The sequence below is a fragment of the Pseudomonas sp. H3_C08 genome, from assembly GCF_054669455.1.
Window position 1 is genome coordinate 1,933,224 of sequence record NZ_CP162803.1, and the last position, 13,066, is coordinate 1,946,289.

Annotated in this window: 15 protein-coding genes; 9 read left to right on the forward strand and 6 right to left on the reverse strand. The window is 60.5% G+C overall.

Translation table 11 applies throughout. From position 1 onward, the window contains the following. Positions 1–81 precede the first annotated feature (81 nt). Entirely contained in the window at positions 82–1,122 is a 1,041-nt protein-coding gene (locus AB4N74_RS08910) for an Ldh family oxidoreductase (protein WP_186625567.1), read from the forward strand. 199 nt (positions 1,123–1,321) lie between these two features. Here AB4N74_RS08910 and AB4N74_RS08915 read toward each other — a convergent pair whose 3' ends face one another. Further along, the gene (locus AB4N74_RS08915) at positions 1,322–1,639 is read right to left on the reverse strand and encodes an ElaB/YgaM/YqjD family protein (RefSeq protein WP_007917413.1); all 318 of its coding nucleotides are present in this window, start codon (positions 1,637–1,639) and stop codon (positions 1,322–1,324) included. A gap of 154 nt (positions 1,640–1,793) precedes the next feature. Between AB4N74_RS08915 and AB4N74_RS08920 the strand changes: the two genes are divergently transcribed. Beyond that, the gene (locus tag AB4N74_RS08920) at positions 1,794–2,048 is read left to right on the forward strand and encodes a hypothetical protein (RefSeq protein WP_007917411.1); all 255 of its coding nucleotides are present in this window, start codon (positions 1,794–1,796) and stop codon (positions 2,046–2,048) included. 4 nt (positions 2,049–2,052) lie between these two features. Here AB4N74_RS08920 and AB4N74_RS08925 read toward each other — a convergent pair whose 3' ends face one another. Continuing rightward, entirely contained in the window at positions 2,053–2,961 is a 909-nt protein-coding gene (locus AB4N74_RS08925) for a LysR family transcriptional regulator (protein ID WP_460090815.1), read from the reverse strand. A gap of 84 nt (positions 2,962–3,045) precedes the next feature. Between AB4N74_RS08925 and AB4N74_RS08930 the strand changes: the two genes are divergently transcribed. Then, positions 3,046–3,969 (forward strand): carbon-nitrogen hydrolase family protein, encoded by a 924-nt coding sequence (locus AB4N74_RS08930; protein ID WP_320336834.1) that lies wholly within the window; start codon positions 3,046–3,048, stop codon positions 3,967–3,969. Positions 3,970–4,104: 135 nt separating this feature from the next. Here the strand turns inward: AB4N74_RS08930 and AB4N74_RS08935 are convergent, their stop codons facing one another. The 4 genes from AB4N74_RS08935 to AB4N74_RS08950 all read right to left on the reverse strand — a co-directional run bounded on the left by AB4N74_RS08935 (position 4,105) and on the right by AB4N74_RS08950 (position 7,826). Continuing rightward, positions 4,105–4,650, reverse strand: coding sequence for a GNAT family N-acetyltransferase (locus AB4N74_RS08935; protein ID WP_460099512.1), 546 nt, complete (start codon positions 4,648–4,650; stop codon positions 4,105–4,107). A 53-nt stretch (positions 4,651–4,703) separates the two neighbouring features. After that, positions 4,704–5,177: an LEA/WHy family protein gene (locus AB4N74_RS08940; protein WP_093432857.1), complete on the reverse strand. Its 474-nt coding sequence runs from the start codon at positions 5,175–5,177 to the stop codon at positions 4,704–4,706. Positions 5,178–5,244: 67 nt separating this feature from the next. Continuing rightward, complete coding sequence (locus AB4N74_RS08945) at positions 5,245–6,711, reverse strand: nucleobase:cation symporter-2 family protein (protein WP_034156004.1); 1,467 nt, start codon at positions 6,709–6,711, stop codon at positions 5,245–5,247. 215 nt (positions 6,712–6,926) lie between these two features. Then, positions 6,927–7,826, reverse strand: coding sequence for a LysR family transcriptional regulator (locus AB4N74_RS08950; protein WP_116256224.1), 900 nt, complete (start codon positions 7,824–7,826; stop codon positions 6,927–6,929). 99 nt (positions 7,827–7,925) lie between these two features. Between AB4N74_RS08950 and AB4N74_RS08955 the strand changes: the two genes are divergently transcribed. The 6 genes from AB4N74_RS08955 (at position 7,926) to AB4N74_RS08980 (ending at position 13,031) form a co-directional block, all read left to right on the forward strand. After that, on the forward strand, positions 7,926–9,017 hold the full coding sequence (locus tag AB4N74_RS08955; RefSeq protein ID WP_258709840.1) for a polyamine ABC transporter substrate-binding protein: 1,092 nt from the start codon (positions 7,926–7,928) through the stop codon (positions 9,015–9,017). Positions 9,018–9,033: 16 nt separating this feature from the next. Next, complete coding sequence (speB, locus tag AB4N74_RS08960; protein ID WP_460099517.1) at positions 9,034–9,993, forward strand: agmatinase; 960 nt, start codon at positions 9,034–9,036, stop codon at positions 9,991–9,993. Positions 9,994–10,182: 189 nt separating this feature from the next. After that, entirely contained in the window at positions 10,183–10,899 is a 717-nt protein-coding gene (locus tag AB4N74_RS08965) for a helix-turn-helix transcriptional regulator (RefSeq protein ID WP_099759072.1), read from the forward strand. Between the two features lie 52 nt (positions 10,900–10,951). After that, on the forward strand, positions 10,952–11,293 hold the full coding sequence (locus tag AB4N74_RS08970; RefSeq protein ID WP_093432845.1) for a nuclear transport factor 2 family protein: 342 nt from the start codon (positions 10,952–10,954) through the stop codon (positions 11,291–11,293). Between the two features lie 22 nt (positions 11,294–11,315). After that, positions 11,316–12,431: a cell division protein ZapE gene (gene zapE, locus AB4N74_RS08975; protein WP_460099521.1), complete on the forward strand. Its 1,116-nt coding sequence runs from the start codon at positions 11,316–11,318 to the stop codon at positions 12,429–12,431. A gap of 18 nt (positions 12,432–12,449) precedes the next feature. Beyond that, complete coding sequence (locus AB4N74_RS08980; RefSeq protein ID WP_460099524.1) at positions 12,450–13,031, forward strand: DinB family protein; 582 nt, start codon at positions 12,450–12,452, stop codon at positions 13,029–13,031. Positions 13,032–13,066: the final 35 nt, after the last annotated feature.

The following is a 13,066-nucleotide window of genomic DNA, read 5'->3' on the forward strand; positions in this document are numbered from 1 at the left end:
CCGACAGCTGTGGCATGGTTAATCGGCGGGCAAGTCGTCCGTACGCTGTTGTTCCCTCCAATAATCATTCTGGAGCTTCAGATGTCTGCGCCACACGATCATGTGTCCTCTGCTGTCTCGTCCTCGTTGTCTCTTGAAGCGCTGACGCAACTGCTTGAAACGATTTTTCTGCGCCACGGCACTTCCGCCGAAGTCGCCCGAGTGCTGGCCGCCAACTGCGCCGGCGCCGAGCGCGATGGTGCCCACAGCCATGGCGTGTTCCGCATACCCGGGTATGTCTCGACCCTGAACAGCGGCTGGGTCAACGGCCACGCGGTGCCGCAAGTCGAAGATGTCGCTTCCGGTTTTGTGCGTGTCGATGCCGGCAACGGTTTCGCCCAACCGGCACTGGCCGCCGCCCGGTCGTTGCTGGTGGAGAAGGCGCGTAGCGCCGGGATTGCCGTGTTGGCGATTCGCAACTCGCATCACTTCGCCGCGCTGTGGCCGGACGTCGAGCCATTTGCCGACGAGGGGCTGGTGGCGCTGAGCGTGGTCAACAGCATGACCTGCGTGGTGCCGCACGGCGCCGACCGGCCGCTGTTCGGCACCAATCCGATTGCGTTCGCCGCGCCACGGGCCGGCGCCGCGCCAATTGTCTTCGACCTGGCCACCAGCGCAATCGCCCATGGCGACGTGCAGATCGCTGCGCGCAAAGGCGAGCGGTTGCCCGCCGGAATGGGCGTGGACAGCCTTGGTCAGCCGACTCAGGATCCCAAGGCGATTCTCGAGGGCGGGGCGTTGCTGCCGTTCGGTGGACATAAAGGTTCGGCGCTGTCGATGATGGTTGAGCTGCTGGCGGCCGCATTAACGGGAGGGAATTTTTCTTTCGAGTTCGATTGGGCCAATCATCCCGGGGCGAAAACGCCGTGGACCGGGCAATTGTTGATCGTCATCGACCCGAGCAAAGCCGCCGGGCAGAGTTTCGCCGAGCGCAGTGGTGAGCTGGTGCGGCAGATGCACAGTGTCGGCCTCAAGCGGTTGCCGGGCGATCGCAGGCATTGGCAGCGCAGCAAGTCGCTGGCTGAGGGCATCGTGCTGGATGCACAGACGCTGGCGCAGTTGCGTGAGCTGGCGGGGGCGTGATCAAAGATCAAAAGCCCCTCACCCTAGCCCTCTCCCCGAGGGAGAGGGGACTGACCGCGGTGAATGGGGGAGGTGCGCCGACGTGAAAGATCGAGTTGAGCTTAGGTTCTGAAAGCCCGGAACTGGTTCAAAGCCGGTAAAAACACGCAGGCATAAAAAAGGCGAACCCAGTGGGTTCGCCTTTTTTGTGTGCCTTGACTCAGCGACGGCCGAGCAGCAAGCCAACCACCAGACCGAAACCGGCGGAGATCGCCACGGTCTGCCACGGATGACCGCCGATGTAGCTTTCGGTGGCATCAACCGCCGGTTTGGTGCGATCACGTACGCTCGACACCGAATCCAGCGCCTGTTGCAGTTTCAGGGCGATTTGTCCGCGCAGCGTTTCCGCTTCCTCGCCGACCAGTGAGGCGCTGCTCTTGAGCAGTTTGTCGGACTCTTGGATCAGAGCCTGAAGTTCGCTGAAGGCCTGATCCTTGATTTGATCTTCGGCGGCTTGCACGGCGGATTTGCGGGCCATTGGGTGACTCCTTGCAGTTGAATGGACAGTGATCAATGGAGTGTGGTGCTTGCTGAAAAGTTGCACTGAATTTAGGTCAGAAATAAAAACCTGCGCGGGAGATTTCCGTCGAGCGTGTAAGATGTCGCCATTTTACGCAGCAGGATAATTCCCCATGAGTTTCAATCTGGCCGACAAATCACTCGCAGAGCGCGCTGCGCTAGAAGACGAGAAATCCCGTCTGTTCGAACTCTGGCAAAACAATCTGGGCAAAGCCAAAGGCGAAGCCGCGCGTTTGTTCGGCGAGCGCGGCAAGCGCAAAGGCAAATGGGCCGAGTGGGTCCGCGCAGAACTGGACGGCATGTCGCCGCCGGAGTTCGCCAACATGGTGCGCAGTGAAGTCAATCGCCTGATGGCCGCGAACAAGTAACGCTTCAGGTGAACGTCGCGGCAATCGCTTCGCGGACTTTGACCACCACCGGATCGATCTGCGTGCTGGTACGCCAGCCCAGTTCGATCGGATAACGCGGCAGTTTCAGCGGGCAGGGCAGCAGCGCCAGGCCGCTAAGCTCAGCAATACTTTCGGCGGCATGCGTCGGAATCGTCGCCACCGCCCGACTGCCCTTGAGCAAATACGGCAGCGCGGCGAAATGCGTGGTCGACGCGCACACCCGTCGAGTCAGGCCCAGCGTCGCCAAGCCCTCATCGGTGATCCCGATAAAGCCGCCGGACGACACCAAGATGTGCTCGCGGTCGACAAACTCCTCAAGATCGATCTGCTGCTGACCGGACGCAAGGCTCGCCGGATCGACCAGACATGCATAACCGCCTTCGCCCAACACCTGACGGCTGAGCAAGCGCTCGGCAAAGCCTCCGGCGGTAATCGCCAGATCGATGCTGCGCTCCATCAGCGCGCGGGCGACGATCTGGCTATGGGTCTGACGAAAGATCAGGCGCAACTTCGGAGCGCTGCGGGCAATTTCCTCGATCAGGCGGCGACCGTAGGCAATTTCGAAATCATCCGACAGTCCTACGGTGACCGAGCGGCCGTCGTACTGGTTAGCCGCCGGGTCGACCATCGCCAGGCTTTGCCGGCACTTGTTCAGCGCTTCGCTGACCACCGGTTTCAATTGATTGGCCTTGAGCGTTGGCGCCAGGCCGCGCCCGGTACGCACGAACAATTGATCGCCGTAGACCTCGCGCAAGCGGCGCAGCGCCGCACTGACCGCCGATTGTGTCACCCCCAGTCGCAATGCTGCGCGGCTGGCGCTGGACTCTTCATGCAGGGCTTCCAAGACTTTCAGCAGGTTGAGGTCGACCGTGGCGATATTCATTTGGCTCATATCATTCAGCAGTGAATGGGGCTTTATTCATGATCGCGTGGCGCCGCAGAATCGGCAACCACTGAACCTGATGGAGTTATCGCGATGGCCAAATCAATTGTTGCTGCGCTGCAAATCGGCGCTTTGCCCGAAGGCAAAAGCGCGACCCTGGAGCAGATTCTGAGTTGGGAGGGCGCGATCATCGAGGCGGGCGCGGCATTGGTGGTGATGCCGGAAGCGCTGTTGGGTGGTTATCCGAAAGGCGAGGGCTTCGGCACGCAATTGGGTTATCGCCTGCCCGAGGGGCGCGAAGCCTATGCCCGATATTTTGCCAATGCGATCGATGTGCCGGGTGTCGAAACGCAAGCGCTGGCCGGTCTGTCGGCGCGCACCGGGGCCAACCTGGTGATCGGCGTGATTGAACGGGCTGGCAGCACGTTGTATTGCACGGCGCTGTATTTCGACCCGCAGGCCGGACTTGTCGGCAAACACCGCAAACTGATGCCCACCGGCACCGAGCGGCTGATCTGGGGCAAGGGCGACGGCTCGACCTTGCCCGTGTTCGACAGTCAGGTTGGCAAGCTCGGCGCGGTGGTGTGCTGGGAAAACATGATGCCTCTGCTACGCACGGCGATGTACGCCAAAGGCATCGAAGTCTGGTGCGCGCCGACCGTCGACGAGCGCGAGATGTGGCAGGTCAGCATGCGCCACATCGCTCATGAAGGCCGTTGCTTTGTGGTCAGCGCCTGTCAGGTGCAGGCGTCACCGAATGAACTGGGCGTGGAGATTGCCAACTGGCCGGCAGATCGCCCGTTGATTGCGGGGGGGAGCGTGATTGTCGGGCCGATGGGCGATGTGCTGGCCGGGCCGTTGCGGGGCGAGGCGGGGTTGCTCACGGCGCAAATTGACACCGATGAACTGGTGCGGGCGCGGTATGACTACGATGTGGTCGGGCACTACGCGCGGCCGGATGTGTTTGAGTTGAGTGTGGATGAGCGCGCCAAACCGGGTGTGCGATTCAACACTTAGGGTACTGCCTGACACCGAACCCTGTAGGAGTGAGCCTGCTCGCGATAGCGGTGTGTCATTAACAGAGATGCCGGCTGATCCGCCGCTATCGCGAGCAGGCTCACTCCTACAATGGATCGGTGGTGTGTCTGGAAATCAGTGGCGTTGCAGCCATTCTTCCCGGGAAATTTCCCAGATTTCTCGTGGAAAACGCCCACCGACGAAATCATCTTCATCGGTCCGGATCAAGCGCATCCCGGCGCGCTCCGAGAGTTTGCGCGAGCCGGTATTCGGCGCCGCTTTCGGCACGCGCATCAGCGGGCGTTGAAGTACGTTGAACCAGTAATCGGTCACCGCTGCGCTCGCTTCGGTCATAAAGCCCTGACCTTGCCACGCCGGTGTCAGCCAGAATCCACGGTGGTTGTCAGTTTGATCCATCAGGCTGATGTTGCCGATCAACTGTTCGGGCGCGGACTTGCGGCGTATCGACCAGTGCCATTCCTTGCCCGCCGCCACGGCCGGCAAGGCAACATCGCGCAAATAGGTGAGGGCGCCGTCCTCGGGATACGGCCATGGCACCGCCGCGTTCAGATAACGCACCACATCCCAGTGGGGAAACAGTTGCTGCACGGCGTCGGCATCGGCCAGTTGCAACGGGCGCAGGAGCAGTCGTTCGGTGTACAGCGTCGGTGTGTCTTCCATAAACCTGCAGCCTCCCTGAATGTCTTTGGGGAAAGAAGCAGGCTAACGCATTTTTACCAGGTCGCGGCAGTGGCCTTGGGCAGGCTGAGCTTGCCGCTGTCGACAAAGCGCATGGTGCCAAACAGACCGCCGGCAAGCTTGCCGCGCAGCACGTAGGGCAGGTTGTCGAGGGTTTGCGTCTGGCTCAGGCCCAAGGTCTGGCGCAGTACCGAGAACGCCGAGATGCTGACCGGAACGCTGACAATGGTTTCGGAGAAGCGTGGGATCGAACCGCTCTGATCGCTGACACCCGAGGCCAGTGAATGACCGTTGACCTCCAGATCCAGCGCGATGCCGTTGTAGTCGATGGCCGTCTCATTGGGGTTCTGTACGCGAATCTTGATGGCGAAGCGCACTTCCAGATCCTGGCTTGGCAACGGTTCGAGGCCGACTACGTTGATGTTCACCGGATCACGGTTGGGGAATAGCGCACAGGCGCTGAGGGACAGCAGAAGCAGTGACAGAATGACGGCTTGAAAACGGCGCATAAACGGTCTCTCAACAAAAAAGGGCTGAACCGTCGCCGGCTCAGCCCTTTCTATTGAAGGCCAGACGTTAGCGGTTCAACTGTGCGACAGCCGCCGCTGGGGCAGGTTCACCTTTGGCCGGCATGTCCGGGTTTTCCATGACCTGAAGAATAGAAGCTTCCGGGTCGAAATCGTCTTCTTCCAGCTCAATGAATTCTTCCGGCAGGAAGATGTTCAGCACGATAGCGCACAACGCGCCGACAGTGATCGGTGATTCGAAGATGTTGCGCAGCGCTTGCGGCAGTTCGCGCAACACTTCCGGCACCGCCGCGATACCCAGGCCCATGCCCAGCGAAATCGCCACGATCAGCATGTTGCGTCGATGCAGACCGGCTTCGGCGAGGATCTTGATCCCGGCCACCGCCACAGTGCCAAACATCACCAGTTCGGCGCCGCCGAGTACCGGTTTCGGCATCAGTTGCAACACCGCGCCGATCATCGGGAACAGTCCCAGCAGCACCAGCAAACCGGCAATGAAGAAGGCCACGTAACGGCTGGCCACGCCGGTGAGCTGAATCACGCCGTTGTTCTGCGCGAAGGTCACCATTGGCATGCTGTTGAACACGGCGGCCATGGCCGAGTTGAGGCCGTCGGCGAGCAGTCCGGACTTGATCCGCCGGATGTACAGCGGGCCTTTGACCGGTTGCCGGGAAATCATCGAGTTGGCGGTCAGGTCACCCGCAGCCTCCAGCGGCGACACAAGGAAAATCACCGCCACTGGCACGAACGCCACCCAGTCGAAGTTGAAACCGTACTTGAACGGCACTGGCACGCTGACCAGCGGCACCTCTGGCATCGAGGCGAAATCCACGGTGCCCATCAGCCATGCGACTACGTAGCCGAGGGTCAGGCCGATGACAATCGCGCCCAGGCGCAGAAACGGCACATCAACGCGGTTCAACACAACGATGGTGCCGATCACCAGCGCCGCCAGAAACACATGGCTGGCTGCGCCCAGATCCGGCGCGCCGAAACCGCCGGCGATGTCGGTCATCGCCACTTTGATCAACGACAGCCCCATCAGCGTGATGATGGTGCCGGTGACCACCGGGGTAATCAGCATGCGCAGTTTGCCGATGAACTGGCTCAGCACCACCTCAATGAACGCGGCAAAAAAGCACACGCCGAAGATCGTCGAGAGGATTTCATCGGTGCCGCCACCGCGCGCCTTGACCATGAACCCGGCGCTGAGAATCACGCTGATAAAGGAAAAACTGGTGCCTTGCAGACACAACAACCCCGAACCGACCGGGCCGAAACGCTTGGCTTGCACAAAGGTGCCAAGCCCGGAGACGAACAGCGCCATGCTGATCAGGTAGGGAATTTCACTTTGCAGACCGAGGGCGCCGCCCATGATCAGGGTCGGGGTGATGATGCCGACGAAGCTGGCCAGCACGTGTTGCAGCGCGGCAAACACTGTGGCGGTCAGGTGCGGACGATCGTTGAGGCCGTAAATCAGGTCGTTGTTGCGCGGGGCTTTTTCAGAGGCGGTCATGGTGTTTTGCGCGCCGCGAGGCGGGGCCGGGTCAGAAAATGGAGGCGCAGAATGCCGGAAGAGGGCGGTAAGGGCAACGAGCAATAACTGCCTGAAAGGTCAGGTTTTATGGGTCGCTACGGCAAACGCCCGTGTAGGAGCTGTCGAGTGAAACGAGGCTGCGATCTTTTAAGATCAAAAGATCGTCCGATCGCGGCCCGAGCCTGCGGCAGCTCCTACACGAGATTGAATGCGCCCAGTAAATCCTCTTCAAAAGCTTTTTGCGCATCCCCCGGCACCTGCGCCCGATGCCGGGCCAGATGAAAGTCGACTTCGAAACTCAACTCGCCCTCACGGATCGGCTTCAGTAGGCCCTTCGCTTGCCAGCTCCGCGCATAGTGATCCGGTAGATACCCCACGTGTTTACCCGACAAAATGAAGGTCAGCGTGCCTTCAACCTGCTCCGAGCGCGCCGAGCAGACCTTGCCCTGAAACGGCTCGTCACTGCGAAAAAACCGATAGGGGTGATCGACCCGGTCGCAGGCCTGCAACGCGGCATCGCTGGGTGCGTCATCAGTGAACAAGGGATGGCCGGCAGCGCAGTACAAATGCTGGGTTTCGCTGAACAACTGGCGATAGTCGAAGGCACTTTGCACCTGCGAAAAATAGCCGATCGCCAAGTCCAACCGCTGTTGCAACAGCAGCCGTTCCATTTCGCCGGGCATGGCGCTGATCAGTTCGATGCGCACCGACTCATCACGCTCGCGAAAACGCCGGATCGCCGCCGCCACCCGCTGCAGCACCGATTGATCCACCGACTCGGAAATCCCCAGGCGCACTTCACCGATCAAGCGCCCGGCGACGCCGTTGGATTGATGGCGGAACGTTTCAATCGATTCAAACAGCGTGCGCACCGCGATCAGCAACTGCTCGCCCTTGGGCGTGACACTGAAACCGCCCTTGCCACGGCTGCACAGACGATAGCCGAGGCGAGTTTCGAGTTTAGCCATTTGCTGGCTGATGCTCGACTGGCTCAGGCCCAGATCACCCTGGGCTGCGCTGAAGCCACCGCACTCGACCACCCGCACAAACAGGCGCAACAGTTGCAAGTCCACGTCGTGGAGTTGACCCAACATCACATTACTCCTGGATAAAGTCAGGATAATTATTAGACAATTTTTCTAATGTATCCGACGGCGCATCCTGCAACCACTTCCTCCGGTCAGGTGTTCGTCATGGCTCCCGTGTTCAAGCTGTGTTTCCCCGCGCTTTTGTTGTCGGTGGCTGTTCAGGCTCAGGCCGAGGACAAGACACTCAATCTCTACAGCTGGGCCGATTACGTGCCGCCGCCAACCCTGCAACGGTTTGAGCAGGAAACCGGTATTCATGTGCGTTACGACACCTTTGATACTTCCGAGGTGCTGGAGACCAAGTTGCTCACCGGCGGCAGTGGTTATGACGTGGTGGTGCCGTCGTCCAGCGTTCTGGCCCGTGGACTTGCGGCGGGTGCCTTGAAAGAAATTCCTCATGAGGGCCTCAAGGGCTACGCCAATCTTGATCCGGATTTGCTGGAGAAAATGGCCGCTGTCGACCCCGGCAATCGCTATGGCGTGCCGTACACCTGGGGCACGCTGGGTCTGGGCATGAACGTCGAGGCTGTGAAGCAGCGTCTGCCTGATGTGCCGCTGAACAGCCTCGATCTGCTGTTCAAACCGGAGAACGCCAGCAAGCTCAAGGACTGCGGTATCGCGATCCTCGATTCGCCGCAGGAAGTCATCGGTCTGGCCCTGCATTACTTGGGCAAGGATCCCTACAGCACCGACAAAAACGACCTGGCCGCCGCCGAGGCGTTGTTGCAGAAACTCCAGCCGTCGGTGCTCTATGTCGCCAGCGGCCGGCAGATCAATGACCTGGCCAGCGGCAACGTGTGTCTCGCGCTGACTTACAACGGCGACGCGAGCATGGCCGCTGATCAGGCGCACAAGGCCAATAAACCGTACGAAGTGGCCTACCGCATTCCTAAGGAAGGCACGCTGGTGTGGCAGGACAATCTGGCCATTCCCAAAGACGCGCCGCACCCCGAAGCCGCGCGGGCGTTCATCGAGTTCATGCTGCGCCCCGATTCCGTGGCCGAACTGACCAACACACTGTTTTTTGCCACCGCCAACCAGGCCGCCACGCCGTTGGTGGATGAGGCCGTGCGTAACGATCCCGACATCTATCCGCCGAGCGAAGTTCGCGCGCGGCTGTATGCCGATCGCAGCATGAGCCTCAAGGACATGCGCCAGCGCACGCGCTTGTGGACCACTTTCCGTAGTCATCAATAACAACAGGAACCCCACGATGGATGTGCCTATGCAAAACGACCAGGCCATGACCCGCGACAGCCTCTACGGCACCGCCGCCGAAAGTACTTACGCCGGCATTACCAGTTTCATGCGTCGGCGCTACAGCCGTGACTTGCGCGGCGTCGATGTCGCGGTCAGCGGCGTGCCGTTCGACACCGCCACCAGTAACCGTCCCGGCGCCCGCTTCGGACCACGCGGGATTCGCGCCGCTTCCACCGGAATTGCCTGGGAACGCCACTGGCCGTGGACGTTTGACCCGTTCGATCATCTGGCGGTCATCGATTATGGCGACTGCGATTTCGATTTCGGCGCGCCACACAGCATTCCGCAAAGCATCGAAGCTCACGCCGAGCACATTCTGACCGCTGGCAGCGCGATGCTGACGTTTGGCGGTGACCACTTCATCAGCTACCCGCTGCTCAAGGCTCACGCGCGCAAACATGGGACGTTGTCGCTGATTCACTTCGATGCGCACAGCGACACCTGGTCGGACGAAGAGGGCAAGCGGGTCGATCATGGCACGATGTTCTGGCACGCCGCTCGGGAAGGGCTGGTGGATCCGGCAAGCTCGGTGCAGATCGGCTTGCGCACCACCAATGACGATCACATGGGGTTTCAGGTACTCGATGCGCGGCAGGTGCATCGACGTGGTTGCGACGCCATTGTCGAAGCGATCCGCGCGCGGGTTGGCGATAACCCGGTGTACCTGACGTTCGATATTGATTGCCTCGATCCAGCGTTTGCACCGGGCACCGGCACGCCGGTGTGCGGCGGCTTGAGCACCGCGCAAGCGCTGGAGATTCTTGGCGGTTTACGCGGCATCAATCTGGTCGGGATGGACGTGGTGGAAGTCGCCCCGGCTTACGATCACGCCGACGTCACCTCACTGGCCGCTGCCACACTGGCGATGGAAATGCTCTGCCTCTACGCCGCCCGCCACAAGGTTGATATTTAACCCGCACACGATAACCCCTGTGGGAGCGAGCCTGCTCGCGAAGGCGTCAGCTCAACCAACATCTTTGTTGACTGACCCGCCGCTTTCGCGAGCAGGCTCGCTCCCACATTTTCAGCCAAGGCTCCTGCCAGTTTCTGACACCAGCCTCTGCTAAGCTCGAACATCTTTGCCCTCCAGAGCCTGCCCAACGTGTCGCGTACCACTCGTCTTTTGACTTTGCTGCAAGTGCTGCGCGGCAAGAAGCGCCCGGTGACGGCGGCGACCCTGGCTGCCGAGCTGGAAGTGTCCGAGCGCACGCTTTATCGCGATATCGCGGAACTGACCGCCCTCGGCGCGCCGATCCATGGCGAAGCGGGGATCGGTTATGTGTTGCGCAGCGGCTTGTTTCTGCCGCCGCTGATGCTCAATGCCGACGAAACCGAAGCCATCGTCCTCGGTTTGCGTTACGTCGATCAGCGCGGTGACGAAGTCCTCGGCAAAGCCGCAGCGGATGCGCTGGCGAAAATTGCTGCCGTGCTCGATCCGCAGGCCCAGGAAGCGCTGCGCAATCCCACGGTGATGGCGGGCCCGCCGGGTTATGGTTTTCCGCAAAACGCCGTGCCGTTGAACGTGTTTCGCCATGCCATCCGCGACCAGGCCAAACTGCACATCGATTACGCCGACGCGCAACAGGTGGCCAGCCAGCGGTTGATCTGGCCCTTGGCGCTGGGCTTCCTCAATGAGGTGCGAATCATCGTTGCGTGGTGCGAATTGCGCAGCGCCTATCGTACGTTTCGCACCGACCGCATCAGCGCAGCCAGCCGCCAGGGCGAGGGTTATCCGGGACGGCGCAGCGATCTGTTGCGCACATGGCGCGAGCAGATGCAACTGGATGAAAGCGGACGTTTCACTCCTGACAAAAACTGACGCAACGCTGTTTTAGGATGAGCGCAGAACCAAACAAAAAGGAGCTGCAACCATGTCTCATCCCGTCTCTGCACTGGCCCCGGCGATTGCTGCGTATATCGATGCGGCCAACGCACGCGATACTTCCAGGGTCGCCAGTTTTTTTGCCGAGGATGCCAACGTGTTCGACGAGGGCCAACATCAGGTCGGCCCGCAAGCCATCGCGCAATGGATGCACGACACCGGGCAGCGCTATCAGCCACGGGTCGAAGTGCTGGACGTGCAGCAGCGCACCGGCAAAGTGCTGGTAAACGGGCTGATTTCCGGAACTTTCCCCGGCAGCCCGACGCAACTGCGCTACACGTTTCGCTTGAACGAGCAGGGGAAAATCGCCCGACTGGATATTTCCCTGTAACCATCGTGGCATACTGCCGCGCATGACTTTCGACTCTCCTCTCAGCGCCTGGCAACACGCCGTGCAACACAAGGGTTTCATCCAGGATGAAGCCCAGGAACACGCGGTCTGGGCGTTGCAAAAATGCCATGAAGCGCTGCACGCCGGGGCCGCTTCGGTCAGCGGCGTTTATTTGTGGGGGCCGGTCGGGCGCGGCAAGACCTGGCTGATGGATCAGTTCTATCAGAGCCTGCGGGTGCCGGCGCGACGCCAACACTTTCATCACTTCATGGGCTGGGTCCATCAGCGTTCATTCCAGTTGACCGGGATTGCCGATCCGTTGCGTGCGCTGGCCAGGGAGCTGGCGGCCGAGATGCGGGTGCTGTGTTTCGATGAGTTGTTCGTCAACGACATCGGTGACGCGATCATTCTTGGTCGGTTGTTTCAGGTGATGTTCGACGAAGGCGTGGTGATCGTCTGTACGTCCAATCTGCCGCCGGATGATCTTTACGCCGATGGCTTCAATCGCGACCGGTTTGTGCCGGCGATTGCCGCGATCAAGGCGCATATGCAGGTGGTTGCGGTGAATGGCGCCGAGGATCATCGCTTGCATCCGGGGGCAGGTCTGCAACGCTACTTTGTCGCCACGTCTGCGGTGAGTGCGCTAGAGGAAGTCTTTCAGGCATTGACCGCCGGCCAAGCAGCCAGCGCCGAACCGGTGGCGGTCGGGCATCGCCAGTTGAACGTGGTGCAGGCCGGTGAGACGGTGTTGTGGTGCCGCTACGCCGATCTCTGCGAGCAACCGTTCGCCGCCATGGATTTCATCGCGCTGTGCGACCGCTACACGGCTATTCTGTTGAGCGAAGTACCCAATCTCAGTGCGCAGAAACGCGAAGGGCGCATTGCGCGCGGCACTGAAGATGGCGCGCAGCGGGTAGTTGCGGGTGACCGTGAGTTGCCGCAATTGTCGGTTCACGACGACGGCGTGCGGCGTTTCATTGCGCTGGTCGACGAGTGCTACGACCGCAAGGTGCCGCTGTACATCGAAGCGCAAGTACCCATGGAGGCGCTGTACACCGAGGGTTATCTGGAATTTCCGTTCCGCCGCACCCTCAGTCGCTTGCAGGAGATGCAGCTGCAGCGTTTTGCCGAAGCTTGAATGGAAGAGGGCGCCGACATGAGCCAAGCGTTATCCCATCATTTGTTGACCATGGCCTACCAGAATGCCTGGGCCAATCATCGCCTGGCCAAGGCCTGGACGCAGCTGAGTGCGACGGATCTGGCGGCGCCTCGGGTGAGTTTTTTTCCGAGCATTCGTCTGACCCTCAATCACATCCTCACCTGCGACTGGTTCTACGTCGATGCACTGGAGCGTGAGCTGCGCGGAGCTGAACCGCACCCCGATTGCTACGTGTTTTTCAACGTGGACGAGCCGTTTACCGACGCCACGCATTTGCGCGAAGAGCAGGCTCATGTTGATCGGCGGCTGATCGCCTATTGCGAACAATTGCGCGATGCCGATCTGCCCCGGATCGTCACTATCGCCCGTGATACGCCGCAGCACGAGAGTCGCTTGCGCATGCTTTCGCACCTGTTCGAACATCAGATTCATCACCGTGGGCAGGTGCATGCGATGCTCAGTGATACTTCGGTGAAGCCGCCGCAACTGGATGAGTTTTTCTGTGTCGGCGAGAGTGGACTGCGCGCTGAGGATTTTGCCGAACTGGGCTGGACTGAAGAGTTGATCTGGGGCCACTGAAAAAGCAAAAGATCGTCCGATCTTTTGCATTTGTC